Raw genomic sequence first — 26793 nt, forward strand, 5'->3', positions numbered from 1 at the left:
GGCGAGTGGCGCACGGCGGAGTCCGATTCGGGCTGAACGCCTTGCGGTTAGCCGCTCGAGGATGCAGGCGGGTCAGGATCCAGCGGCGGTCGAGGGGTGGGATGGTGTGTAAGTGCTTGCGTCGGTGGTGTATTCGGCACTGCCGTAGGTGGCGAGGCGCTTCCTGATGACGCGAATGGTGCGAGCGTCGACGGCCTTGCGGAGGGCCGGGCGGTGACCGGCGATCGTCATCAGCAGGAAGCGAGTGATGATGAAGGGGGCGGTGGCAGCGACGCGGACGGCATCGGCGGGACTCAGGTGGACGCTCATGGCGGCGGCCGCCTTCCGGTTGCCGCCGCTGAATCCCAGGAAGAAGGCTCGGCTCCAACTGTTTTCGACCGCCTCGGCGGCGCGGTCGAACGGGGACCGGCCCGGCCGCAGGTAGGCGTCCATGGTGGAGCGGACGAGTTCGCCGCAGGTGGTGTCGTCGAAGCCGTCGCGCAGCAGGGCGGCGCGGGCGTGGAAGACCTCGATGATGCCCTCGGCGGTGGTGGGCAGCAGTTCCTCGGGGAGGCCGAGCAGGAAGCAGCGGCAGCGGCTGAATTCGAGCATGGCGCGTTCGCGTCGACTGAATTCGGTGCGGCCGCGTTGCCGGGCGAGGGCGGCGAGCAGGTACATGTTGATGAGCCCGGCGGGCATCTGGTCGACCTGCGGCACCGGGATGCCGTACACCTCGGCGTCCCAGCGGGTGGAGCGTTCGAGGGCGTTGTAGCGCACCATCGAATGCATCAGCCGGACCATGGCCGCGGCTTCGAAGCCCTCGCCGTGGCGGGCGAGCGCGCCGGGCAGGGTGGTGACGGTGAAGAAGGTCGCGGTCTCGTTGACGCGGTGTGCGGCGCGGCGTCCGGACAGCGCGCCGGTGATGGCCATCGGCAGGGCCGCATAGGTATTGAGGAAGGTCGCGAGGAAGGCGCCGCGAATCAGGAAGGGCGACAGGTACGCCGCGCCGATCCGCATGTGCCGCGCGCCTCTCTCGACCAAGTCCATGTCCACCCAGTCGGGGGTCGCCTCCATGGCTGCGAGGAAGGCGCGCAGTTCGGTGGGTGCGTCGGGGACCGAGTCGACGCCGCCGCGGCACGCCTGCCGCAGCATGCCGATCAGACCTGGCACGCCGCAGCGCGCCACCAGCGCGGCATAAGGGTCGGCGACCACATCGCCGAGCATGGTTGCCGTCCGCATCAATTCGACCATGCGCTCATCGGCGAGCAGCGGCTCTCGCTCGGCGACCCATTTCGGGAGTGATGATTTGTCGGCGGGGTCGGTGGTGAATCGGTAAGGGGAGGAGTGGAAGTCGATGCCGCCGTAGAGGCCGGGCTGCAAATCCTGTTGGCTGCGCACTCTTTCGGCGAGTTCCGGGTAGTGGAGCGTCATCGCACACCTCAACTTTCAACCTGTTAGTTATAGACTGACAGGTTGTAAGTTAGACTGTCAAGGGTGACGAGCCCCGGTGTGCGCAGGCGGATGACCGCGGAGAACCGCCGCGAGCAAATCCTCGACATCACGCATGCCATCGTCGACGCCGAAGGCTTCCACGCCGCCTCCCCCAACCGCATCGCCGACGCCGCGGGTATCACCCGCCCGGTCCTCTACCAGCAGTTCGGCGACCTGGCAGGCGTCTTCATCGCCCTCATCGACCGCGAATCGGCGCGCGCCGCAACCCAATTCGCCGAGGCGATCACCGAACTGCGCGACCCCGACCCCTTCATCAACGCCTTCGCCGGTTCCCTGCACGCGATCGACGCCCACCCCGCCACCTGGCGACTGTTCCTCTTCCCACCCGAGGGCGCCCCACCCCAACTCCACCAGCGCCTCGCCCAATCCCGCGACCTGGTCCGCGCCTTCCTGGAAAAGGAACTGCTACAAGCCTTCCCCAACCTCCCCGACCCCGAATACACCGCGCGGATCCTGCACGCCGCAGGCCGCGAACTCCTCCAATCCCGCCTGACCGACCCGGCCGAAGCCACCACCGATCGCCTGGTAGCCCTCGTCCGGTTGCTCCGCACCGGCGTCCTGCCCCCGCGCGGCAAACAGACTCCGTCCGGAACGTAACCCGCCACACCGAGTCCCACCCAGTCGGACTGTTTGCCCGAATCCCGGCACGCCGGACCAGGTTGTCGCCACGCTGATCCGAAATCCCATCGGAGTGGAGGGACCGGCGTGATCGAGGCTGCACCGAAGGCACTGCGCCTGTCCGAGCTCCCCGCCGATTCGACCGGAATGCTGCAGGTGATCGCCTACTTCGACGCCTTCACCGAGTCCGCAGCCAATGCCGACACCATAATCCGCGCCGCCGCCCTCCTGACCGAATGCCCGGTCGGCGCAATCTGGCCCCCCCGACACGGTGATCCGCTACGACGCCGCCGGTCGCCTACTGCCCGCCACCGCCACACCCGACCACGCGAACGGAGCGGAGCCCGCCGTATGGCTGGAGCGCCCGGCCGCACGTCGGCCGGATGAGCCGGTGCGACAGGAGATGGGGAGGGTCGGCATCGCGCATCCGCTTGATCAGGTGGTGCTGGATCGGCTGCGGCACTGCCTGCGGGTGGTGTCGGCGCGGCAGGCCGCGAACCCACTGCGCATGGATGATCCAGCGCTCCTGGAAGTCGTGCTCTCAGAAAAGGAACGCCGCGAGGACCGGGTGCGCGCGATGCGACTGCTCGGCTTGGATCCGGCGCGCGACACCCGAGTCTTGGCGGTGGCGGGACCGGGGGCCGCCGAGGCCGTGCGGATCATCGCCGAACACGTCCCGGTGCTACGGCAGGCAACGATCGGCGCGACTGTCGCCGTGCTGGTCCAGGACCCGGCGCTCTCGGGGTCACGCTGCCCGGCGCAACGGCCGGTGGGGGACCGGGGGCTGTCGGATGTGTTGAATCTTGCTGTGGTGCGGTCGTTTCCGGCCTCGCGGGCCGGGACCGGTGGGCCGTGGATCGGGATGGGGGAGCGGGGGGCGGCGGTGGCGGCGGGGAGTTCGTGGGAGCAGGCTCGGCGGGCGTTGCGGTTTGCGTCGTCTACGTGGCATGGGCGGCGGGTGGTGGCGTTCGAGCGGTTGGGGTCGTTGGAGCTGTTGGCGGATATGCCGGTGCAGCGGTTGCTGGGGAATGCGGATGTGGTGCGGATCAATGAGTTCGCGCGGACCGAGGCGGGGGCGTTGGCGGTGGATACGTTGGAGGCGTTCTGCATGTTCGGGACGCTGCGGGGGACCGCTCACGAACTGCATCTGCACCACAGCACGGTGGCGGCTCGGATCGCACAGGTCGAGGCCGTCATGGGCTGGGATATGGGGGAGGCGCTGGACCGGTTCATGGCGACGCTGGTACTGACCGTCCGGCGGATCGCCCTGTCTTCGGCCGAACTGGCTGCGGCGCGGGCACCGGGGGAGAGGTGATCCGACGGGTGTCGGGTCGTGGCCGAGGCAACCGCGACGCACGGCGGCTGCTTCCGGATGCCCGCCTCGGTGACTATCGGTGGGCACGAATCAGTGCGGGAGAAGGAGATTCACGCCATGGCGATCGTCGATCCGGCCAAGACCTGGGAGCCGCTCGAGCAGCGGCTGGCCGTCACCACCAATGCGCGGCATCGGCAGGTGCTGAGCATTGTCATCGAGCATATGAAGGCGGAGGCCACGCCTGATCTGGATAGGTTGATGCGCACGCTGGTGGCGGAGCCGGACTATCACTTCTGGAACGCGGGTCAGGATGTCGGCCCGAAGGGGTGGGCGGGGGTGCACGCCTATTACTCGGCGTTCGTGGCCAGCAAGTCCAACATTCTGGAGTTCGCGCTGGATCGGCTGCTGGTGGATGACGACTGCGTGGTGACCGAGGGCTACCTCAAGCAGATCTATCCGGGCGCGTACGCCGCGCAGATCGGTATCCCCGTGGATGATCCGGCCGCCGACTATCTCATCACCTTCCGTCAGCTGCTGCTGTGGCCGGTGGACGCGGACGGTCTGATCGTCGGTGAGGACTCCTACCATTCGGGCCCGGTCGAGGTCCGCAAGCTCGCCTTCGACGAACTGCCCAGCGAATACGTCGAACTCGTGCACCCGGCCGTGTGAGAGCGGCGAGACTCGGCATATGGAAGGCGATTCGGACATGACGGACCTATCGGCACCGCCCGTGCAGCGGGCGGATATCGCGAGCATGCTGCTCGAGCGGCTCGGCGACGAGCGGCTCGGCCTGCGGACCCGGGAGCAGGACTGGACCTGGGACGCGGTGGTGCGGGAGTCGGCGGCCCGAGCCGAACTGGCGCGGGAGTCGCGGCGCGAGGGTCCCTTCCATATCGGGGTGCTGCTGGACAATGTCCCCGATTTCGTCTTCTGGCTGGGCGCGGCCGCGCTCGCGGGTGCGACCGTGGTCGGCATCAATCCGACGCGCGGCAACGCTCGACTGGAGGCCGATATCCGGTATGTCGACTGCCAGTTGATCGTCACCGACGCGGCTGGGATGGCCCGGCTGCGCGGGTTGGATCTGGGGCTCGAGCCGGAACGGTTTCTCCTCGTAGACGATCCGGGCTACGCGGATCGATTGAGCCAGTACCACGGCGACCCGGTGGCGGATGCGGGACCGGAAGCCTTGCTGCTGTTGCTGTTCACCTCCGGAACGACCGGAACCTCCAAGGCGGTCAAGTGTTCTCAGCGCCGCCTAGCTGTTATCGCGTACGCGGCCTCCGCCAAGTTCGGGCACGTACGCGAGGATGTCGACTACTGCTGTATGCCGCTGTTCCACGGCAACGCCATCATGGCGCTGTGGGCTCCCGCGCTGGCCAACGGCGCGACGGTCTGCCTGACACCGAAGTTCTCTGCCTCCGGATTCCTTTCGGACGTAAGGTATTTCGGCGCGACCTTCTTCACCTACGTCGGCAAGGCCCTGGGCTACTTGCTCGCCACCCCCGAACAACCTGACGATGCCGACAACACCCTTGTGCGCGGTTTCGGCACCGAGGCGTCGGTGGCCGACCAAGCCGAATTCCGCCGCCGCTTCGGCGCACCCCTGTTCGAGGGCTACGGCTCCAGCGAGGGCCCCGCCTTGGCCGCCCTCGATCCACAGGCCCCGCCGTCGGCACTCGGCCGCCCGGCGCATCCCGGCGTGGCCGTCGTGAACCCGGACACGCTCGCCGAGTGCGCGCGAGCGGTGCTCGACGAGTACGGCCGGGTGCTGAACGCGGACGAGGCCGTCGGCGAGATGGTCGACCGCGCGGGTGCGCTCGTCTTCGAGGGCTATTACAAAAACGACATCGCGGATGCTGAACGTTTGCGGAATGGCTGGTATTGGACAGGCGACCTGGGTTATATCGACCAGGCGGGCTTTATCTATTTCGCCGGACGCAAAGGCGACTGGTTACGGGTGGACGGTGAGAACACCTCGACGCTATTGATCGAACAGGTGATTCGCCGCCATCCCGCGGTGATCGCCGCGGCCGTCTACGGCGTCCCCGATCCGCGCTCCGGCGATCAGGTGATGGCGGCGATCGAGGTGGCCGACCCGGCCGCCTTCGACATCGTCGAGTTCGCCGAATTCCTCAGTGCCCAAGACGATCTCGGCAGCAAGGGTGCGCCCCGGCTGCTGCGCGTCTCGGGGAACCTGCCGGTCACCGGCTCCAACAAGGTGCTCAAACGCGAACTGCAGGAACAGCGTTGGCACACCGCCGAGCCGATCTATCGCTGGATCGGCCGCGGAAAACCCGAGTACGACGACCTCACCGAGTCGGGCAAATCCGAACTGAGGGCGGAGTTCGGCACTTTCGGACGCTTAAACCTGTTCTAACCCTCGGTCGGTGACCTGCGCAAGCTTTCGTTAGCATGCTGCTATCGAAGGCTCTGCAGGGAGGGTTTGTTGTGTCTCGTAATGATGATCATTTGTCCGAGGGAGAAGCTCCGAGGGGGTTGAGCGACGGCGCGCCGCTGCACGTCCATCTCACCGATACCGATCGCCGCATCATCGATCTGCTCATCGCCCCGTCCCGGGCGTGGTTCAGCCCGCGCTTCTACGGCATGGAGAACTTCCCGCTCGAGGGCCCGGTGCTGCTGGTCGGCAACCACTCGCTGGCGGGCGGCACCGACGCCCCGCTGCTCGCGCACGAGATCCTGGTGCGGCACGACCGGCTGGTGCGGGGACTGGCCGAGAATGTGCTGATCGATGTGCCCGGACTGCGAGATGTGTTCCACCGCTGGGGAATTGTGCGCGGCAACCGCCGCAACTGCACGACCCTGCTGGAGAACGACGAGGCGGTCGCGGTGTTCCCCGGCGGCGGTCGGGAGGCCATGCGCGCCAAGGGGCAGAAGTACAAGCTGTTGTGGGAGGGCCGCACCGGTTTCGCCAAGATGGCGATCCAGGCGGGCGCGCCCATCGTGCCCATGGCCATGATCGGCGGCGACGATATCTACGACATCGTCTTCGACGGCGATCACCCGGTCATGCTGCCGCTGCGCAAGGCGGTCGAGGGTCTGGGCCTGCGCTCGAACCTGACCCCGCCGCTGATCCGCGGCCTCGGCCCGACCCTGGTGCCCAAGCCGGAGCGCTTCTATTACGCGCTCGGTACCCCGATCGACACCAGTCCCTGGCGTGACGCCGAGGATCTCGAGGCCGCCGCGAGCGATCTGCAGGTCGTGGTGAAGAAGGCCCTCGAAGAGGAGCTCGACTTCCTGCTCGCCGAGCGCGACAAGGATCGCGGCCGCAGCCTGCTGGGTCGCACCCTGGGTCGCTTCGGCCTCTGAGCTCCGCCCGGTAGGTTTACCGAGGTTCAGCCCCTCCGTCCCGCGACGTCAATGGCGACTGTCGCAGTTCGGACCACTTTTCCGCCCTGTGAAGTTAACCTCCGTTCGACTTTCGAGTACGGTAATGGCAGAGGCGATGATGCCGCAGTGGTCACCGTAGGAGGTTGGCGTGGAACGCACCCTTTTCGAACCCGAACACGAGCTGTTCCGGGAGTCGTTCCGTAAGTTTCTCGATCAGCATGTGGCTGCCCATCACGAGCAGTGGGAGCACGACGGCATCGTCGATCGCTCGGTCTGGCTCGAAGCCGGCAAGCAGGGTTTCCTCGGCATGGCCGTGCCGGAGCAGTACGGCGGCGGGGGCGTCAAGGACTTCCGCTACAACGCCATCGTGACCGAGGAGGTCACCAAGGGCTTCTACTCCGGCCTGGGTTTCGGTCTGCACAATGACGTGATCGCGCCCTACCTGCTGGACCTGGCCAACGAGGAGCAGAAGCAGCGCTGGCTGCCCGGTTTCTGTTCCGGCGAGATCATCACCGCCATCGCCATGACCGAGCCCGGCACCGGCTCGGACCTGCAGGGCATCAAGACCCGCGCGGTCCGCGACGGCGACGAGTGGGTCCTCAACGGCTCCAAGACCTTCATCACCAACGGCATCAATGCCGACATCGTGATCGTGGTCGCCCAGACCGATGCGTCCAAGGGTCCCATGGGCTTCTCGCTGCTGGTGGTCGAGCGCGGCATGCCCGGTTTCGAGCGCGGCCGCAATCTCGACAAGATCGGCCTCAAGGCCCAGGACACCGCCGAGCTGTCCTTCACCGATGTCCGCGTCCCCGCCAAGAACCTACTGGGCACCGAGGGCCAGGGCTTCATCCACCTGATGCAGAACCTCCCGCAGGAGCGCCTGTCCATCGCCGTGATGGCCGCCGCCGCTATGGAATCCTGCCTGGACCTCACCTGCCAGTACGTCCGCGACCGCAAGGCCTTCGGCAAACCCATTGGCGCGCAGCAGAACACCCGTTTCGTGCTGGCCGAGCTGGCCACCAAGACCACGGCCGTCCGCGTCTTCACCGACCGCTGCATCGAGCTGCTGAACGCCGAGAAGCTGACGGTCGAAGAGGCCGCCATGGCCAAGTGGTGGTCCACCGAGGAACAGCTCGACCTCATCACCAAGTGCCTGCAACTCCACGGCGGCTACGGCTACATGCGCGAATACCCGATCGCCAAGGCCTACATGGACGCCCGCGTCCAAACCATCTACGGCGGCACCACCGAAATCATGAAGGAAATCATCGGCCGCAGCCTCAAACTGGCCTGACCGTCGTCGGGCGGGGAAGTATCGCGGAATTCCCCGCCCGCGTATCGGTCGCATTTCGATTGGGCACCTTGCCCTTTGCCTGTTCTGTGGTGGTCTGCAGAGTGCCAACTGGTGAAGGTCTGTGTCGGAGAAGCACGGGTCGACATCATCGATCGTTCAGTTGACGATGAGGCCAAGCGCTATCGCCGTCGACAATGGCATCGACCGCTCGGCCTTTGGCGATTCCACATGCGGTCTGCTGGTCATAGGCGAGGCATTGGATCTGGATCCTCGGCATGGCTTACTGGGCCATCAAGAGACACGTCACCGAGTTTGTCGCACTGTGCCAACGAGGTTTTCGCGGACATGGAGTAGCCGGTGGTAGTCGCGCAACGCCGTTCCGATCTCGTGTACGAGAGGCGCCTTCGGTCAACGTTGGCGCTGTGCCGCGGTTGGCACGATTGGTCGGTCATGCGGCACTGGTGGGCCTTGGGATTGCCATGTGCAGGCTGTACTGGGTCGATCGTTCGTGCGCTGATGCGTAAGTCTGTGTCGTTCAACATATTTCAACCATCGCCAGCCGTACGGTGTTGCTATGTTTGATCTGTCTCGGAAGGGTGTGTCGCGGTCTTCGGGGGTGCCACATGTGAGGTGGGCTCGCTTGCCAGTGAGCAAGGTCGTGAGGCTGATATGCGACGAGGGATGGTGATGACGTGTACGCGCAGCGAATCAATCGGCGCAAGCCAGCGTTGCTGATGCTGTTGGTAGATCAGTCGGCCTCGATGAACGAGCGGTGGGATACAAACGGGCAGTCGAAAGCCCAGGTTTTGGCCGACGCGGTGAATGAAACGCTCTACAACGCCGGGCATAAGTGCAAGGTTGCCGGGAACCAGATTTACGACTATTTCCAGGTCGGGGTATTCGGCTATGGCGCTTCTCTCGGCCCGGTGCTCGAGGGCACGAGTGTCGTCGCTCCGCTGGCGACCGTGAGTCAGTATTTGTTTCATCCGAAACGGGTGGAACAGAGGGTGAAGCGGGAGATCCTGTCCACAGGAGAGGTGATCGAGGAGCCTCGGCGACTCCCCGTCTGGATCGAGCCGTCAGGTAATGGGATGACGCCGATGAAACAGATGTTCACCGACGCGGAACCGATCGTTGCGTCATGGTGCGCGGCGCATCGCTCCAGCTTTCCTCCGATCGTCATCAACGTGACCGATGGCGTGAGCACCGACGGTGATCCCAGCGATGCTGCCGACCGGCTGCGGCGGACCGGAACAGATGACGGACCGACCTTGCTGTTCAACGTCCACCTATCGGTGACGTCGGATATAGCGTTTGCCTTTCCGAGCAGCCCAGTCGGGCTGCCCGATGACTACGCCAAGTTGCTGTTCGACATGTCTAGCGAAGTACCCGAGGGACTCCTCGCTACCGCTGCCGAATTCGGCTATGAGGTTGAGCCGGGAGCACGTGGCCTGTTGTATAACTCGGGGACGAAGGCGCTGTTCCAGTTTCTGAACATCGGGACGGTTGCGGTGACGCCCCGCAGACCGAAGGAACTGCCGTAGGCGCATCGATGTCTGCGCTTAGGGTGACTGCCTGCAAGGCAACGGTGGTCAGCAGTGAGCTAGATCCGGGCGATAACGAGGATCGAGTGGCTGCGGCCGTCGATCGTTTCGCGCTGGCTGACGGTGTGAGTTCGTCAGTCTGCTCCGGCCGATGGGCTGAGTTGCTCGTTTTGGCTTGGGTCCAACAGCGAGTTGACCCACTGGATCTGGAAGTGCTTGCGGTACTGAGGGATCAGTGGACACGTGACGCTGAGATACCGGGCCCGGCGTGGTTCGTTATGGACGCTCTTGAACGAGGGAGCGCTGCAACCTTCGTGGCAATGGAAATGCTACCGGACTCACGGCGGGTGGCAGTCAGTGCTGTCGGGGATGCATGTTTCTTCCACATCAGGGCGGGCCGGATTCTTCAGGTCGGCCCCGTTGTCGACTGGCGGAAGTTCACCTCACGGACGAGGGCGATTCACACCGATCGTGAGCCGGACGTCGAGGATATCTGGCGCCTGACCGTGTCATATGACGCCGGTGACGTTTTCGTCCTGGCAAGCGATGCTCTCGCATGCTGGGTGCTCGAACATGTCGACTCCCTTGAGGGCTTGTTGAACCTGACACGCGAGCCCGAGTTCGAAACGGCATTTGTCCGTTGGGTCGAGCACGAGCGCGAGAACGGCCGACTTCGGGACGATGACACGACCGTCTGCGTGGTGTCGACGTGAAGACGCCACTCCCTAGCCTTGGCGACTACAACGACGCATTGGACAAGCCGGACCGGGCCTTCGCGAATGACCCGGTGCTGTTGGGCGGTATCCTCGACCGCGATGCCTTGGGTGATCCCCATTCTGCGACAGGTGGATTCGCTGTCACTTTCCATGTGGATTGCCGCGGCACACAGTACGCAGTTCGGTGCTTCCACCGATCAGCCGGTGACCAGGGAGCCCAGCAGATGGCCCTGCGCTATAAGGCAATCAGTGCGTTTGTACGCCAACACCGGCATCACGATTTCCTGGTCGATGTGAGCTATCAAGGGGATGGCGTCGTTGTGCTCGGGGAGGCCTATCCCACCGTCCGGATGCCGTGGATCGATGGGTGGCCGCTTGGGCTCTGGATCGATGATAACGCCGGTGACGCTCGCGCCCTGGACGCTGTTCGACATCAGCTCACCGAGGTTGTGAGCACCCTTTTCACTCTTGGCGTGGCTCATGGTGACCTCCAGCACGGCAACATCATGATCGGGCAAGGCAATTCGGTCCGGTTGATCGACTACGACGGTCTGTATCTCCCCGAACTTCGGGCGCTCGGAGCACTGGATCGGGGACACATCAACTACCAGCACCCGGGTCGTGGAGACTCGTACGGTTCAGCTAACGACCTGTTCGCCGCCTTTGTTATCGACTTGTCGCTCGATGCCATCGCGCAAAGCCCTGATCTGTGGGATGACTTCGGCGACCCAGGGGACAAGCTCCTCTTCGAGGCCGGCGACTTCGCAGATCCCGAGAGTTCCGAGGTCTTCGAACGACTCGAGGCGATGCCTGCGGTGGCTGATAAGACCAAACGACTGAAGGCCGCATGCCTTTCCGATTTCAGCAACGTTGGCCGCGCGCTCAGCGGCGTTCGGGTCGAACCGCAACCAAATCGCACGAAAACGGCTGCAGCCCACACCTTCCTGGGTGCGAGCGATACTGCTGCGCTGCGTCAGCGCGAGGGACAGCAAGTCACTGTCCACGGGACCGTCGTTGACACCAAATACATTTGGGAGAAGAAGGTCGCGCTTATCAATTTCGGCGACTATCGGCGGGGGGACTTTACGATCGTCGCATTCGGTGCGACCGCTCAGGCGCTGCGAGAGCAGTACGGATTCAATCTGAGTGACCTCAAGGGCCAGTCGGTGACGATGACTGGATTTGTGCGGGTCTATCGGAGCGCCAGGAGCTCACTACCGACACCACAGTTCCAGCTCGACCGTGTGGGGCAGATGCGGCTGCAGCGAGTGCAGCCCACAAAGTCGCACGACAATCCCGCCCCGCCCCGCTCTGGAATCACAGGACATTCCGCTGGCTCGTCGAGCTCGCCCTACAGAGGGCAGACGAATTCCCCGCCGTACGGAACGATCCCGCCATCGACATCCAGTCGATCGTCGTATTCATCGCCCCGACATCAGTCCGGCGCATATAGCAGCGGCGTAGGTGCCAGCGCCTCACCCAGCTCGTCGTCCGACTTCCAGTCGGCATCTTCATCCAGGCCAAGTTACTTCCCTGTGGCCGGAACAGCGACCAATCCGCCTACCGCCTACGGCCCACCAACCTATCCGCGCTGGACGCCACCGCAGCCACATGAGCATGGCCCCCGGGGTGGGCGCCAGTCACGACTGCAGCCACGCCGGAGGAAGCCATGGGTTCGCGTTATCGTGGGGTTCATCATCCTCTGGGTACTGGCGGGCATAGTAGTTCAGTGTGCGCGTTTTGTATCTCACCTCCCTAAGCGTGAGACAGTCAGTGCCACGCCCATAATGTTCCAGTCGCCGAGTCGCAATCTCGCGTGCCGGATCATTCCAGACGGGGCTGCCGCCGGGGTCCGCTGTGACGCAGACAGATTCACCTACCAGCCGCCACCACCCGGTGACTGCGCTGACTCCCGCTATGGGCACGCGATCGGGTTCGCTGCCAATCGCGGGTCGGCGGTTTTCATGTGTGTCTCTGACAGTCTGATCGATGTGACGCTTCCGGTTCTCGACTATGGACAGACGCGACAAGCCGGCTCGTTCACCTGTAGTAGCAGCACTAATGGGATCACATGTCGGGACCCAACGACCGGGCATGGGCTACGCATCGAGCGAGACAGTTACGAGCTCTTTTAGCCTGCCAGGAGACCGTACGGCCTTATTGTAGGAGGGGTTCGCATCGAGTTCGCCTACGGGGAATAATCGAAGGTTGGCAACTCGACCGTCGAACCTGAACGGGGGCAATCCGCGTGGTACTGCACACTCAGCAAGAGCGAATCCCGACTGCTGCATACGAAGCTCTTCGCAACGCCCTGCCGGTCGTTGTGTGGTACAAGCGCACCTTTCGTCGCCAACTATCCGGCGTGTTCCGAGAAGCGCCGGAACTACTAGCCGCGTTGGACTTCGGTCAGACGAAGCGTGAGGTAGTGGACCAGATCGTAGAGCGGTTACTGAAGGATGAGAGCAGATATCGCGATACGACAGTGCGTGTGCTGCTTGAGATCGCCAGCATGGACGGGTTCCCCGACCTCGAAAACCACAACGACTCTGAACTGTTGGTTGAAAAGGCGACAGCGGCCGTTGCTGAGGTTCGTAGATACGCCGAGGTGTTGGCGCCGTGGCAAGAGGAGCGTCAGCGCCTGGCTGCAGAGCGCCGGGCGCACGAGCAGCAGGCCGGACTGAAGCGAAAGTTCGCCGAGGATCTCGCAGCGCTCAAGATCCGGTTCAACAATATGCACTATATGAACAATGTGCACGAGCGAGGCCGCAAGTTTGAGCCATTCCTCTACGACCTCTTCGAATTGTTCGACCTGGAGCCCAAAATGGCGTATGTCGATCGCTCCGACCAAATCGACGGTGCATTCTCCTTTGACTCCGATGTCTATCTCCTGGAAGCGAAGTGGATAAAGGAGAAGGTCAGCCGTGAACAGGCTGATGCGTTTGCTGCGAAGATCGGTCGGCGGGGCAAGCTCGCTTTGGGCCTGTTCGTCAGCATCAACGGCCTCAGCTCGGACGCCATCAGGGCATACGACAATCGAACCCCCTTCATCACCATGGATGGTCAGGACCTTTACTTCGTTTTGGAGAGTCGCGTCCGACTCGATGATATGCTGGCGCGCAAGAAGAGGCACGCCAATGAAACTGGTCGTTGCGACTGCCCTGCGAGTCAATGGTTCTCCTAGGCTGCATCGATTGGTCTTGAAGCCAGTAACTCTGACTGTGAATAGTTCAGTCAATCCGCGCTGGGAGTGCCCCGTTTGTCATATCTGCGAGTGAATCTGGCCAGCGGCTCACGGGTACTACACGTAGGAGTCAACCGGCGGCGTAAGCCTCGAAAGTTCTGATTGAAATCATCGGCCGCAGCCTCAAACTGGCCTGACCGCTCCTTCACCGGACCCGAAACCGCCCATGTAGTGGGCGGTTTCGACGTTTCCAGGCTGAAGGAATCGTCGGGTTCATGGGCCATTCATATGTAGCAGTACAAGGTTAACCTCGCGGCCAGGGTGGGGGTGGGAGTCGGTTACGGGGCGGTGCAACCGTTTTGGCGATCTTTGTTCAGAGCGGGAGTGGGCGTCTTGTCACCTTTGAATCGCCGGGGTTTTCTCGGTGTGTCGGCTGCTGCGGCGGCCGGGGTTGTTGCTGGTGGGGGTTTCGGGGCCGGGGCTGCGGGGGCGGCCAGCGGGACCATCGCGGATGTCAAGCATGTGGTGATCCTGATGCAGGAGAACCGGTCGTTTGATCATTATTTCGGGACGCTCAAAGGGGTTCGGGGGTTCGGGGACAAGGCGACGATTCTGCTGGGCGGGGGGAACAGTGTGTTCAACCAGCCCAACGGTGGTGGGCGGCAATACCCTTGGGCGTTGAGCGGGGCGGGGTCGGAGACCGCGGCGCAGTGTGATGGGGATCTGCCGCACGCGTGGGCGGATCAGCATGCGGCGTGGAACAACGGGCATCTGGATGCGTGGGTGGCGGCCAAGGGCAGCGTGCGGACCATGGGATACCTGGGGCGCAAGGATATTCCGGTCCATTACGCGCTGGCCGACAACTGGACCATCGCCGATGCGTATCACTGCTCGGTGCTCAGTGCTACCGGCCCGAACCGGACCTATCACTGGAGCGGGTGGATCGATCCGGCCGGGACCGCGGGTGGGCCCGCCAACGACGGCGGCGACGAATCCGGGCTGAGCTGGCAGACCTATGCCGAGGCGCTGCAGAACGTGGGGGTCAGCTGGAAGCTGTACCAGAACGCGGCGGACAACTACGGCGACAACGCACTCGCGTATTTCAAGCAGTTCGCCAATGCCGCGCCCGGCAGTCCGCTGGCGGTCAACGGCATGGGCTCGGTGCCCGCCACCACCGGCAAGACCCCGGACGACATCGTGGCCGCGATCAAGGCCGATGTGGTCGGCGGCAAGCTGCCGCAGGTGTCGTGGGTGGTGCCCGACCAGTGGTCCTCCGAGCATCCCGACGCCCCGCCGAACAACGGTGCGCACTTCGTGCACAACGTGATCAACGCGCTCAACGCCGACCCGAACGTTTTCAACTCGACGGTGCTGATCGTCAATTACGACGAGAACGACGGACTGTTCGACCATGTGCCGCCACCGGTCGCGCCCGGGGGCACCGCGGACGAATTCATCAATGGCGTGCCCATCGGCCTCGGGTTCCGGGTGCCGCTGATCGTCGTATCGCCGTGGACGCGCGGCGGCTGGGTGAGTTCCGAAGTGTTCGACCACACTTCGGTGCTGCGCTTCCTCGAGACCTGGACCGCGGCCCTGGGCAAGAAGGCCACCTGCCCGAATATCAGCGCGTGGCGGCGCTCGGTGTGTGGGGACCTGACGGGCATGTTCAACTTCGCGTCCCCGGTCACCGGACTGCCGACGCTGCCGGACACCTCCGCGCTGATCACGACGGCCACCTGCTCGGCCCAGACCAACCCGGCACCGACCTCGAATGCGTTGCCCGCGCAGGAATCCGGCACCCGCCCGGCCCGCGCGCTGCCGTATCAGCCCAACGCCTGGCTCGACCACTACACCTTCGGAACCAATGGTGAGGCCCGCGCCTGGATCAACTTCGCCAATACCGGCACTCCGGCGACCCGCGCGGTGCATTTCGCCGCGTACGCCAACGCTTTTCGCGGTGGCGGGCCGTGGCAGTACACGGTCGGGGCGGGCGGCAATGCCAGCGATTTCTACGAGGTCGGCACCGGGTACGGCAATGGCGCCTACGACCTGACGGTCACCGGCCCGAACCGATTCCTGCGCCGCTTCCAGGGCAATGTGACCAAGCCGGGCAAGACGGTCTCGGTCGCCACCTCGTATTCCAACGCCCCCAATACCGGCAAGCTGGCGATCTGGTTCGCCATGACCAACTCCGGCACCGCCTCGGTCACCTTCACCATCAAGGCCAATCAGTACCGCACCGACGGCCCGTGGACGTACACGGTGGCGGCGGGCAAGTCGGTCAGCGACTACTTCAATGCCATTGCCTACAACAACGGTTGGTACGACTTCACCGTCACGGTCAGCTCGGATTCGAGCTGGTCGCAGCGATTCACCGGGCACCTCGAGATCGGCACGGCCAGCGTCAGCGGCTGAGGCGGGATCCAGGGCGACTCACAGCGGAACAGAAGGCACTCTCGTGGAACCATCCGACAGCAAAGAACTCGGCCGGGACGATTCGGCCGCAGCCCCTTTCATCGTCAAACCCCGCAGCCGGCTCATCCGGCACCTGCCGCGGGCGGTCACGCTCACCGCGCTGCTGACGTTGACGGTCGCGGCGGTGGCCGCGGCGGAACCGCGGGGCGAGGATCGGGTGGGGGATCGCAAGTCGTCCTCGACCACCGAAAAGTTGAGTACGCAACTGGATTCGACGACGGCGGAGGACACCTCCGACAGTTCCGGGACGCCCAGTGATGTGCCCGTTCCCGGTGATTCGACGGATCCGGCGGCCTCGTCGGATCCGGGGACCGGGCCGATCACGATGGTCGACACCAGCACGCCGTTGACCGATACGACGACGGACACCCCCGTCGCCACATCGGACACCCCGACTTCGACCACCGATACGCCGGTGACGACGACGGATCCTTCGACGGGGGCCAGCCTTTCGGTGACAGTGAGCGGCGGCGCGAATCTGTCGCTGCCGCCGCTCATTCCGACCGATGTGAGTTCGCCGCTGGTGACCACCACGGATCCGGTGACCACCATCTACCCGACCACCACCACGGATCCATCCACGACGACCCCGGTCATCGTGATTTCCGGGCCGAGCGTCACGCCCACCGTGCCCGTGACATCGGTGCCGGTCACGACTACCCCGGTCGTGACGACAACGCCGGTGACCACAACTCCGGTCGTCACTACGACCCCGGTCGTGACCACGACTCCGGTGGCTACCACTCCGCCGGTCACGACGACCCGTTGCGTGCCGCCGTCACCGACGCCGACCACGAAACCCGTTGCGTCACCGGCCAAGCCGATCAACGCGCCGGTGACCACCACCCCGCATCCGCCCGCGCCCGCGCCGCGCCCGGCCGCGCCCGTGGCCACCCCGCCGCATCCGGCGGTGACCCCGACACCGGTGCACCCGCCCGTCACCACGTCGGCCAAGCCGCCGACCACGACGCCGAAGCCGCCATCCACGACGCCGAAGCCTTCCACGACCACCTCCGTGCCGCCGTGCCGGTAGAACGACGGAAAGGCCGCACTACCAGTGCCGTCCGAAGCTGGTCGTCGGGTCCGCACCGCGTCCGTGACGTCCGGGCTGCCGGGAACGGGTCCGGGTCGGCGGCTCCGTCGTAGCGGTCGGCACCTCGGTGGTCGGTGACGGTGATGCTGTTGTCGGTGACGGTGTCGTCGTGGTCGGTAGCACGGTCGTCGACAGTGGGATGGTCGAAGACGGTGTGGGCGTTGTTATTTCGGTGCTCGGCGCCGGGTCCTGCGAGGTCGTCTCGGACGTGGTCGGCGTGGTGGTCGCCGCGCCGTCCGGGGTGAAGGTCGCCGCGGTGACCACGCCATTGGCGTCGGTGGTGAGGGCGACGGGGTTGGGTTTGCCGATCAGCGCCTGGCAGTTGAGGTTTGCGAAGGACTGCTGGGCGCGCATAGCCAGGAAGGTGAACAGGTTCGTTGCGGCGGCAGGATCCACCGAGGGTGCGGCGGCGAAGATCTGCTGATCGGTGAACACGCGCTGGACGCCGTTCGCGGTGGTGAACAGGTTGGTGCAGTAGGTCGCGCCGTCACCGTCGTCCCCGGTGTGGGTGCGCCCGTCCGCGGTGATCCGGCCATTGCCGCCGGTGCCGGGAACGGTTGCGGCGTCGGCGGTTTCGACGGCGTCCGCGCCGTCGCCGTCCTCGTCGCGATCGCGGCCCCGGACCAATCCCTGGTTCACGCCCTGCCGATAGAGATCGGTCTTGAGGACGTTGGTAGCTCCATTGCTGAGGGTCATCGGGTCGGTCAGCGGGACGAGCGCGATCGGGGCCTGTTGGTTGGCGGCGGCCGACAGTTCGTCCGTCGCCAGGGCCGGAGTCGGTTGCCGATCGGCGGACTGATTGGGCACCATCCACGGCGTACAGCCGAGGGCGGGATCGATGAATCGGCTCAGCAGGAGATTGTCGCTGCCGTTGGCCAGGTCGGTCGCAGTGGTGAGCTGCGCGGTGTTGGCGGCGTCGAGCTGGGCCGTCTGCCCGTTCGCCGTGGCCAGATAGTGGGTGACCACATTGTCGCTCTGATCCTGATCCACCACGACGAAGTCGCGCACGGTCGGGCAGGGCAAGCCGTCCTTGGCCGTGCCGGTGCCGGGGACGACGAGCCGATGGTCGGCGATCCGGCGATTGGCGGCCCGAAAGAACTCGCGCGCATTGCAATACGCGAACTGCCCGAAGATCGATCCGTGCCGCAGGCCGTTGACACAGTGGCCGCGCGCGAGACCGTCGCCGCCGTCGGCCGCCTGCAACGTCAGGTTGGCGCCGTTGAAGCCGAACCAGATACCCACGGTCGCAGCGCGATTCACCTGCGCGGGCACCGGCGTGACGGCCGGTTGCGTGCCTTGGTCGACGACCAGCGGGTCATAGGTGGTGAGCGTGCCGTCCTCGGCCAGGATCGCCGCCTCCACGAAGGCCGACTGATTCGGGTTCGCCTCGTTGCAGGCTCCGGCCGCCGGATCGGTAGCGACCAGTTGATAGGGCGTGGCGAGGCCCTCGGCGGACAGCGGGTCGGCGGGCACCACCAGTGTGCAGTTCTGATCCGGCGCGGCCGCCCCCGCCTCACGGCCGCCGTCGACGATCAATACCGCGCCGACCAGCAGGGTAGCGGCCGAGAGAGCAGCCGCGGATTTCCTTCCAAGCACGAGATTCTCCTCGGGACATCGAGAATCGGCAATCTCGGTACTATCACGGACCGTGATTCGGGAGTGCCCGAGATTTTCGGATACGCATGTGCGTGGCCCATACGATAGGTACGCCCGACTGCGCCCGGCAAGGGCCGGATCATAATGGAATTCCACTATGGAGTTATTGGAGATTCCGTTACTGGACGCAGTGTTTACATCTCCCCGGCCTCGCACGATCATGGTCACCACCGCACCACACTCCGCCGAGATCTGGGGATGAGGAAACCACTGTGCATATCTGGAAAACCCTTGTGACCACGGCATTGACCATCGTTGCGCTCGGCGTCTGCGGCGGTGGCGCCCATGCCGGTCCGATTGTCGATCAGGCCGTCCATTTCACCGCCAGAAACGCTCCGGAGGGCGCGATAATTTCGACCGACGTCGGATCGATGGGCGTCGAAGATGGGGTGTTCACAATCAAGGCGCCGAATGGGGCCACCGTCGCGGGCGTCGACCTGAAATTCCGGGTCGACGATTTCGAATTCCCCATCGCGGCCGATATCGCCGATCACACCGCGACCCTCACGCCGCAGTTGGACATCGACCACGCCGTCTATCGTCCGGTGGCGTTGCCCTTCGAGGACAGCACCCAGTTCAAGACGCCGTTCGATCGGGAGCAGGCCGCCTTCAATCGCATGAAGGACACCATCATGATCGGCGCCAGCGGCGGCACCCTGGCCGGCGGAATGGGTGGCGCGGCGGTGGGCTGCCTGCTCGGCGGCATCGCGGGCGCGACCGTGGCGGGCGCGACGATCATCGGGCTGTTCGGGCCGATCCTGCCCGCCGCGCTGCTGGGCTGCCTGGGCGGCATCGCGGGCTTCGGCGCGCTGGGCACGCTCGCGGGGCAATTGCTGGTGACCGCGCCGGTGGCCGTGCTCGCCGCAGTGCAGTACTTCTCGACCATCACCCAGCCGTTCCCGGGGAGGTGATCGACACAGACTCGCCACGAGCGTCGGGGGCGGCCTCCACATCGCGCCGAAAACTGTCGCCCTCGAACGCATTTCGCTGTCACGTCAGATCCGTGTATTCGATATCCGCCGATTCGATTCCGAAACGAGAACCCGTGATCGAGCACCCCGATTCCTACGACGGCGACGGCATGGAGACCTTGCCTTCACCGCGAGTATCCGCCGGGCACAAGGAATTACGGCGGGTCAGCCGCCGGCTCGGGGTTGCGGGCGGGCCGCCGCTGCTCGAGATCCGGGAGCCCGGGCGGCCGCCGCGGCGGCAACGCCTCGGCGGACCGACCACGATCGGCCGGTCCCACCATGGCATCCGGGTCACCGATCCCGGTGTCTCGCGCGAACATCTGCGCCTGGTGCCCAGCCCGACGGGGCTGTCCCTGGTCGATCTGGGCAGCCGCAACGGTACCTGCGTCAATGGCGCGCGGCTGACGGGGCGGGTGACGCTCGCCGCCGGTGACGTGATCGAGATCGGCGGCACGCTGATCGCGGTGCTGTACGCGCCGTCGGCGGATCCGGATGGGCCGACCGACGCTACGACAACCACGAAACCGGGTCGGACACAGCGGGTCTCCGCGCACCGACCCGAACATCAGGTCTCCACTCGCCCACCCGGTGCGTGGATCACCATGGCGAATCGGCTGCTGGGCATCGACCCGACCGGGCGGCGACCGCCGTTCCCGACCGTCACCGACCTTCCCGCCCGCATCCCCGACCGGCTCTGGCGCTACGTCCGAATAGCAAGTGTCACCATCTATCTCGCCGACATCGTCGCCATGTTCCTCGCGCCCGCGGTCGGGCTCTTCGTCTTCTTCGGCATCGTGGTCCCGGTGCTGCCCGCGCTGTTCCTGCTCGCCCCGGGAGCGTGGCGCAATGCCTGCCCGCTGGCGGCGGTGAATCAGCTTGCGCGCGTGCGTGGTTTCGGCCTCGGCAAGCCGCCGCCGGCCTGGTTGCGCTCGCGCGGCTACCTGGTGTCGGTGACGTCCTTCTTCGCGATCGCGGGCGCGCGCCTGGCGGGCCTGGACCGTAGCGGGCTCGCCGCCGGGATCGTGCTGGCGGCGGTGCTGGCGGCCGCCTTCACCGGTGGGCTGCTGTATCAGGGCAAGAGCGGTTGGTGCAGCACCATCTGCCCCCTGTTCGCCCTGCAACGCGCCTACGGGCAGACGCCGTTTGTTACCGTGCGCAACACCCACTGCCAACCCTGCGTGGGTTGCGCCAAGAACTGTTTCGACCTGCGACCGCGCAGCGCGTACCAGGCCGACCTGGCCGACCCGGCCGCACTGTGGAACGGCCCGCGCCGTCTGTTCGCGGCCGCGCTGCCGGGCTTCGTCCTCGGCTTCTTCGTGCTGTCCCGCCACGACGGACTCGCTGCGGTGCAACGGATTCTGCTGCTGGCACTGTTCATGACGGTCGCCGTTGCCGCCTACTTCACCGTCGACACCCTGACCCGGCTCAGCCCGGCCATGCTCAGCGTGGGCGCCGCCGCGATCGCGCTGAATGTCTTCTACTGGTTCACCGGTGCGTCGCTGGCGCACTCGGCGTCGATGCTGTTCGGTGTCGATCTGTCCTGGCTGCGCTGGCAGATTCGCGGCACGATGCTGCTGGTCACCCTCTGCTGGGTCGCGCGAACCCGCGTCGTCGAACTGCAGTACGCGGTGCACACGGGGCTCCGCTCCGAGCCCGTGCTGTTGCCGCTGCCGCGCCCGCGCGGCGTCCGGACGGTGGAAACGCCCACGCGGTCGGTGGTTTTCGATGCGACGCCGGTCGAGGGCGAGATCGAGGTGGGGGCCAGCCTGCTCGAGATCGCCGAGCGTGCGGGCAGGCGCATCGAATCCGGCTGCCGCATGGGCGTCTGCGGAGCCGACCCGGTGGCGGTGCTCGCGGGGGCCGACGCGCTGTCGGTGCCGGGCCCCGATGAGCTGAACACCCTGCGCCGCCTCGGTTTCGCCGACAACACCAGAATGGCGTGCTGCGCGCGCCTCGACCACGGCACCGTGCGGGCGTCGCTGACACCGCAGCCGGGCCGCGTACTGCCCAGCGCCCCGGCGGCTTTCGACCGGTCGATCGTCAGCGTGGTGGTGATCGGCAGCGGGATCGCGGGCGTGACGGCCGCCGACTTCATCCGTCGCGGCCATCCCGACTGCGAGATCCACCTCGTCGGCCAGGAAGCGCACGGCCCCTACAACCGGATGGGAATCTCGCGGCTGGTGTACGGCCGTTCCGCCATGCGGGGCTTGGCCCTGTTGCCGGAGGGCTGGTACGAGCGCAATCGGGTGACGGCCTGGCTGAACACCCTGGTGACGGACGTGGATGTGCGAGGCAGGCAGGTGCGGCTGGCCACCGGGCAGGCCCTGCCTTACGACCGGCTGATCCTCGCGACGGGCGCGCGCAGTTCGACGCCGCCCATCGACGGGCTGTGGCGCCCCGGTTGTTTCGCGCTGCACGAGGCCGACGACGCCATGCGCATCCGCTCCTATGTGCAGCAGTTCGGCTGCACCGACGCCGTCATCGCGGGTGCGGGTCTGCTCGGCGTGGAGATCGCCGCCGCGCTGCATCGACTCGGGCTGGCGGTCACCGTGCTCGAGCGCGGCGACCATCTGCTCTCGCGCCACATCGACGAGCGGTGCGCGGATCTGCTGCTGAATCATCTGTCGGGCCTGGGCATCCGGGTGCTGTGCCGCGCCGAGTGCGTGCGGGTCACCGGTGATCCGGCGGTGCACGGTGTCGAGCTGGCCGGTGCGGGGCGGCTACCGTGCGATCTGTTCCTGACCGCCACCGGGATTCGGCCCAACACCGATCTGGCCTGCGCCGCGGGCATTCCGGTCGGGCGGGGCATCCTGGTCGACGATCGGATGTGCACGGGTGTGCCGGATGTGTACGCCGCGGGCGATGTCGCCGAGCATCGCGGGCAGGTGGTGGGGCTGTGGCCGATCGCGGCCGAGCAGGGGCAGGTCGCGGCGGTCAACGCGCTGGGCGGGAACCGTTCGCTGGCCGAGATATCGCCGGCGGCGATCCTGAAGGATGTCGGGCTGGAGCTGTTCGCGCTGGGTGTCGTGCAGCCGCAGCCGGGTGGCGAGGTGATCGTGGTGGATCGGCCGGGCTCGTACCGCAGGCTGGTGTTGGAGCGCGGGACGGTGGTGGGAGCGACCGTCCTGGGCCATCATCCGGGCGATATCGCCGCCGCCCAGCACGCGATCCGCACGCGCGCACCGATTTCGGTGAGCGCGCGCAATGCGCTGTATGCCGGTGACTGGTCGGTGCTGGCGGACTGAGGCCGCGGTGCGGGAGTGCGAGCGAGGCCGAAAACATGCCCGGAAAGCCGAAAGCGCCCGCCGTGACGGCGGGCGCGGCAAGTCCCGGAGCCGGTACCGGTGGCTCCGGGACTAGGGTAGTGCCGCGACGGCGTGCTCGAGTTCCTCACGACATTGCCGGAGCTGGATGACTTCTCGTTCGAGGTCCTCGATGCGCCGTTGCGCGGCAGCGAGTTCCAGTAGCCCGCCGCGGGTCAGGGGAGCCTGTCCCGTCGCGATCAACTCCTGGCGGCGCCAGTTGTAGATCGTCTGCTCGGCGATGCCCAGATCCGAGGCGACGCGCGAGACGGTGCGCCCGGTGGAGATCAACTCGAGTACTTTGCGGCGGATTTCTGCTGAATAGCGCTTGGGCATGGAGAGTCTCCTTAGGCGGTGTCGGTTATCCATCGGGAGAGCGCATCGGGGAAGCCCCGAGATGTATTTGTAATGAAAAGGTGATTACTTCTACCTTCAAGTGTTACCTAGACGATAGATTTTCGCAGCTGGATCGGTCAAGGATTTAAAAGTAGTGGAATTCCATTTAAGAAATTCAACGACCGGTCGGTCCTTTATCTGGGGCACTCGATGAATTAAATCCCTCCGGGCACAACGGTCCCGGTCTCCGACACGCGACGGTTGGCCCTATCGTTGCCGTGTCCCCTTCCGACAGCGAAGATGGGGCCTGGACTGTTCTGTCAGCTGCTCTTTTCTGCTAGTAGCCGTTTCACTCTTTTGATTGCCGGATGTGGTGTGACGGTCGAGGATCCAGGAGGAGCCAGGCGTATGCAGAGATCGAGAAGGAACTCGCACGGCAGTCGGGCGACCGAAGCCGGCACCCTGGTGGACATTCTGTCCGCGCGAGTGCTCGATACCCCGCATCGATCGGCCTATGTTTTCGCCAACCGCCGCGAGGATCGGGAGGTCCTCGACCACCGCGACCTCTGGGAGCGGATCGCCGGGCTGGCCGAGCGGATCAGCGCCGAGACCGCGCCCGGGGACCGGGTGGCTCTGCTGTGCCCGCCCGGACCCGACTTCGTGTGCGGCTTCTTCGCCTGCCTGACGACGCGCAGAATCGCAGTGCCGGTTCACCTTCCGATGTCGGCGCAGCAGCTCGCGACGCTGGCGGCGATCCTGCGCGACAGTGGCGCGGCGGCGGCGATCGCACCGCTGTCGGTGGTGCCCGTCGACAGTGAGCGGCTCGGCGGCATCCGGGTCATCGACAGCGAGCAGGCGGGCCGTGGCCTGGGCTACGAGCCCGCCGATGTGCCGGGTCCGGACGATATCGCCTTCCTGCAGTACACCTCCGGTTCCACCGGGACGCCCAAGGGTGTCATGGTCCGGCATGCGAACCTGATGGCCAATCTCGGGCTGCTGCGCTCGAAATATCAACTCACGCCGGATCATTCGATCGTCTCCTGGCTGCCGCCCTATCACGATATGGGGTTGATCCAGGGCGCGTTGCTGCCGATGTTCGCCGGGTTCCCGGCCACGCTCATGTCGCCCATGACCTTCCTGCGGGATCCGCTGAGCTGGCTGCGGGAGATCGCCGCGGGCGAGCGGGTGGTCGCGGGTGGCCCCAATCTGGCCTACGGGCTGTGCGCGAAGCGGGTCACCCCGGATGCGGCCGCCGAGCTGGATCTGACCGGCTGGGACATCGCCTTCGTCGGTGCGGAACCGGTGGATCCGAATACCCTGCGGGCCTTCGTGGATGCCTTTGCGGTCAGCGGTTTCCGGGCGAGCAGTTTCGCGCCCATGTACGGGCTGGCCGAGTCCACCCTGTACGTCAACGGCGGGGATCGTGGCGCGGGTGCGCGTTCGCGCGGCTTCTCGGCGGCGGACCTGGAGGGCGGTCACGCGATCGCGAAACCCGATGGCCGGGAATTGATCAGCGTCGGCCCGGTGGGCCCGCAGATCGCCGTGGTCGACCGGGAGACCGGTGCACGCTGCGCGGCCGACCGGATCGGTGAGATCTGGTTGCGCGGCGCGAGCATCACCGCCGGGTACTGGGACAAGCCCGAGCAGACCTCCGAGGTCTTCGCGGCCACCATCGCGGGCGAGGACGACACCCGCTACCTGCGCACCGGCGATCTCGGATTCGTCTGCGACGGCGAGCTCTACATCTCCGGGCGCAGCAAGGAACTCATGATCGTGCACGGCCGCAATATCTTCCCGCAGGATGTCGAGCGCACCATCCTGTCCGGTCATCCGCACATTCGGCCGGGCGGCTGCGCGGTGTTCGCCGCCCAGGTCGACAACCAGGACCGGGTGCTGGTGGTCGGCGAGCTCGCCGACGGCCTGCCCGCCGATCAGATCGCGGCACTGGAGGATTCGATTCGCGACGTGGTCAGCCGCGAGTACGCCGTGAGCGTGCACCGGGTGGTGTTCGTCGGTAAGGGCGAGGTGCCCAAGACCACCAGCGGCAAGATCCAGCGGCAGCGGTTGAGCGAAACCTTCTCCACGGCCACGGAATTCCAGGGGAGCGTGCGATGACCACTACACCGTCCGACAGCGCTACCGTGCTGGAGTTCTTTGTGCGCTGGGCCGCCGATCGGCTCGAACGCGACCAGGTGGATCCGCACTCGCCGCTCACCTCGCTGGGCCTGGATTCGGTCAAGGCCGCCGAGCTGATGACGATTCTCGAGGACCGCTACGACACCGAGATCACCGCCGAGGACATCTTCGACGGCCTGAGCCTGGCCGACGTCGCGGCGATGGTCGACGGCCGCGGCAACGGGCAGGTGCCGGGGGAGCCGCACATCGGATCTCGGCCCGAGCAGCGGCAGCCACGTCGCGAAATGGACTTCAGCCTGCTGTTTTTCGCCAGTGACGCGCAACAGCACGCCGACGGCCGCTACCGCCTGCTGCTTGACAGCGCGCGCTTCGCCGACACCCACGGCTTCCGGGCGATCTGGGTGCCGGAGCGGCACTTCCACAGCTTCGGCGGCCTGTATCCGAACCCGGCGGTGCTGGGGGCGGCGCTGGCGACCGCGACCGAGCGGGTGCGCATCCGCGCGGGCAGTGTGGTGCTGCCGCTGCACAATCCGATCCGGGTCGCCGAGGACTGGTCGGTCGTGGACAACCTTTCGGGCGGCCGGGTCGACGTGGCCTTCGCCACCGGGTGGAACGCCGACGATTTCCTGCTCGCCCCCGACAACTACGCCGAGCGCGTCGAGATCACCCGCGCCGGAATGGAAACCGTGCAGCGGCTCTGGCGTGGCGAATCGGTCACCCGGCCCACCGGGACCGGGCAGCAGCGCGAGGTCCGGATCTTCCCGGCCGCCGTGCAGCCGTCGCTGCCGACCTGGCTGACCTGTAGCGGAGGCATCGAACGCTTCGAGATGGCCGGGGCGCTGGGCGCGAATGTGCTGACCGCGTTGCTGTTCCAAGAGGTCGACGAGCTGGCGGCGAAGCTGGCCGCCTACCGCGCCGCGCGGGCGAGCCACGGCCACGATCCCGACGCGGGCACCGTCACCGTCATGCTGCACACCTTCGTAGGCCCCGACGAGGCGCGGGTGCGCGCCACCGTCGAGGGACCGTTCAAGCGCTATCTCGAGGACTCCGTGGACCTGTGGCGGCGCGGCTCGGAGGCGCTCGACAGCCTCGACGCCAAGACCCGGGCCAAGGTGCTGGACTTCGCCTTCGAACGCTACTACCGCAACAACGGCCTGTTCGGCACGCCGGAATCCACGGCCGCGATGGTCGCCCGGCTGCACGAGATCGGCGTCGACGAGATCGCCTGCCTCATCGATTTCGGCATCCCCGATGCCGAGGTGCTGTCCGGTCTCGAAGCACTCGCACGACTGAAGTCCACGGCGTTGTCCGTCTGAG

General features: G+C 65.9%; 21 protein-coding genes. 14 read left to right on the plus strand and 7 right to left on the minus strand.

Going from position 1 to position 26793, the window contains the following annotated elements:
• Positions 1-72: 72 nt before the first annotated feature.
• Positions 73-1410: an oxygenase MpaB family protein gene (locus tag ACYVN4_RS34310; RefSeq protein ID WP_460726327.1), complete on the minus strand. Its 1338-nt coding sequence runs from the start codon at positions 1408-1410 to the stop codon at positions 73-75.
• Between the two features lie 90 nt (positions 1411-1500).
• Here ACYVN4_RS34310 and ACYVN4_RS34315 point away from each other — a divergent pair, with 90 nt between their 5' ends.
• The 8 genes from ACYVN4_RS34315 (at position 1501) to ACYVN4_RS34350 (ending at position 10323) form a co-directional block, all read left to right on the plus strand.
• Positions 1501-2088: a TetR/AcrR family transcriptional regulator gene (locus tag ACYVN4_RS34315; protein ID WP_460726835.1), complete on the plus strand. Its 588-nt coding sequence runs from the start codon at positions 1501-1503 to the stop codon at positions 2086-2088.
• A gap of 292 nt (positions 2089-2380) precedes the next feature.
• Entirely contained in the window at positions 2381-3424 is a 1044-nt protein-coding gene (locus tag ACYVN4_RS34320) for a helix-turn-helix domain-containing protein (RefSeq protein WP_460726329.1), read from the plus strand.
• A 117-nt stretch (positions 3425-3541) separates the two neighbouring features.
• The gene (locus tag ACYVN4_RS34325) at positions 3542-4093 is read left to right on the plus strand and encodes a nuclear transport factor 2 family protein (RefSeq protein ID WP_460726837.1); all 552 of its coding nucleotides are present in this window, start codon (positions 3542-3544) and stop codon (positions 4091-4093) included.
• Between the two features lie 37 nt (positions 4094-4130).
• Positions 4131-5801: a steroid-22-oyl-CoA synthetase gene (casI, locus tag ACYVN4_RS34330; RefSeq protein WP_460726331.1), complete on the plus strand. Its 1671-nt coding sequence runs from the start codon at positions 4131-4133 to the stop codon at positions 5799-5801.
• Between the two features lie 119 nt (positions 5802-5920).
• On the plus strand, positions 5921-6751 hold the full coding sequence (locus tag ACYVN4_RS34335; protein WP_460726333.1) for a lysophospholipid acyltransferase family protein: 831 nt from the start codon (positions 5921-5923) through the stop codon (positions 6749-6751).
• Positions 6752-6920: 169 nt separating this feature from the next.
• Positions 6921-8066 (plus strand): acyl-CoA dehydrogenase family protein, encoded by a 1146-nt coding sequence (locus ACYVN4_RS34340; RefSeq protein ID WP_460726335.1) that lies wholly within the window; start codon positions 6921-6923, stop codon positions 8064-8066.
• A gap of 692 nt (positions 8067-8758) precedes the next feature.
• Positions 8759-9610 (plus strand): vWA domain-containing protein, encoded by an 852-nt coding sequence (locus ACYVN4_RS34345; RefSeq protein ID WP_460726337.1) that lies wholly within the window; start codon positions 8759-8761, stop codon positions 9608-9610.
• An 8-nt stretch (positions 9611-9618) separates the two neighbouring features.
• A complete protein-coding gene (locus ACYVN4_RS34350; RefSeq protein ID WP_460726339.1) occupies positions 9619-10323 on the plus strand; it encodes a PP2C family serine/threonine-protein phosphatase in 705 nt (234 codons plus the stop codon).
• Between the two features lie 200 nt (positions 10324-10523).
• On the opposite strand, the gene ACYVN4_RS34355 is transcribed toward ACYVN4_RS34350, so the two are convergent.
• Positions 10524-10940, minus strand: a complete 417-nt coding sequence (locus tag ACYVN4_RS34355; RefSeq protein ID WP_460726341.1) for a hypothetical protein — start codon at positions 10938-10940, stop codon at positions 10524-10526.
• Positions 10941-10964: 24 nt separating this feature from the next.
• Positions 10965-11330, minus strand: coding sequence for a hypothetical protein (locus tag ACYVN4_RS34360; RefSeq protein WP_460726342.1), 366 nt, complete (start codon positions 11328-11330; stop codon positions 10965-10967).
• 1244 nt (positions 11331-12574) lie between these two features.
• On the opposite strand from ACYVN4_RS34360, the gene ACYVN4_RS34365 reads away from it, so the two are divergent.
• The gene (locus tag ACYVN4_RS34365) at positions 12575-13507 is read left to right on the plus strand and encodes a hypothetical protein (RefSeq protein WP_460726344.1); all 933 of its coding nucleotides are present in this window, start codon (positions 12575-12577) and stop codon (positions 13505-13507) included.
• A gap of 384 nt (positions 13508-13891) precedes the next feature.
• Positions 13892-15922, plus strand: a complete 2031-nt coding sequence (locus ACYVN4_RS34370; RefSeq protein ID WP_460726346.1) for a phosphocholine-specific phospholipase C — start codon at positions 13892-13894, stop codon at positions 15920-15922.
• Between the two features lie 18 nt (positions 15923-15940).
• Here the strand turns inward: ACYVN4_RS34370 and ACYVN4_RS34375 are convergent, their stop codons facing one another.
• The 3 genes from ACYVN4_RS34375 to ACYVN4_RS34385 are packed head-to-tail and all read right to left on the minus strand — an operon-like array spanning position 15941 to position 18671.
• A complete protein-coding gene (locus tag ACYVN4_RS34375; RefSeq protein WP_460726348.1) occupies positions 15941-16534 on the minus strand; it encodes a hypothetical protein in 594 nt (197 codons plus the stop codon).
• Complete coding sequence (locus tag ACYVN4_RS34380; protein WP_460726350.1) at positions 16535-16987, minus strand: hypothetical protein; 453 nt, start codon at positions 16985-16987, stop codon at positions 16535-16537. It abuts the gene before it with no gap.
• A 46-nt stretch (positions 16988-17033) separates the two neighbouring features.
• A complete protein-coding gene (locus ACYVN4_RS34385) occupies positions 17034-18671 on the minus strand; it encodes a hypothetical protein (protein ID WP_460726352.1) in 1638 nt (545 codons plus the stop codon).
• 293 nt (positions 18672-18964) lie between these two features.
• On the opposite strand from ACYVN4_RS34385, the gene ACYVN4_RS34390 reads away from it, so the two are divergent.
• The gene (locus ACYVN4_RS34390) at positions 18965-19642 is read left to right on the plus strand and encodes a hypothetical protein (protein WP_460726354.1); all 678 of its coding nucleotides are present in this window, start codon (positions 18965-18967) and stop codon (positions 19640-19642) included.
• Between the two features lie 134 nt (positions 19643-19776).
• Positions 19777-22947, plus strand: a complete 3171-nt coding sequence (locus tag ACYVN4_RS34395) for an FAD-dependent oxidoreductase (RefSeq protein WP_460726356.1) — start codon at positions 19777-19779, stop codon at positions 22945-22947.
• A gap of 111 nt (positions 22948-23058) precedes the next feature.
• Here ACYVN4_RS34395 and ACYVN4_RS34400 read toward each other — a convergent pair whose 3' ends face one another.
• Positions 23059-23340 (minus strand): transposase, encoded by a 282-nt coding sequence (locus tag ACYVN4_RS34400; RefSeq protein WP_460726358.1) that lies wholly within the window; start codon positions 23338-23340, stop codon positions 23059-23061.
• A 408-nt stretch (positions 23341-23748) separates the two neighbouring features.
• Here ACYVN4_RS34400 and ACYVN4_RS34405 point away from each other — a divergent pair, with 408 nt between their 5' ends.
• Positions 23749-25455 carry a fatty acyl-AMP ligase gene (locus ACYVN4_RS34405; protein ID WP_460726360.1) on the plus strand — a complete coding sequence of 569 codons (1707 nt, stop codon included), beginning with the start codon at positions 23749-23751 and terminating at the stop codon, positions 25453-25455.
• Complete coding sequence (locus tag ACYVN4_RS34410) at positions 25452-26792, plus strand: MupA/Atu3671 family FMN-dependent luciferase-like monooxygenase (protein ID WP_460726362.1); 1341 nt, start codon at positions 25452-25454, stop codon at positions 26790-26792. The genes ACYVN4_RS34405 and ACYVN4_RS34410 overlap by 4 nt, the downstream gene beginning before the upstream one ends.
• The last annotated feature ends 1 nt before the right edge of the window (position 26793 follow it).

It is taken from the genome of Nocardia heshunensis (assembly GCF_054782115.1).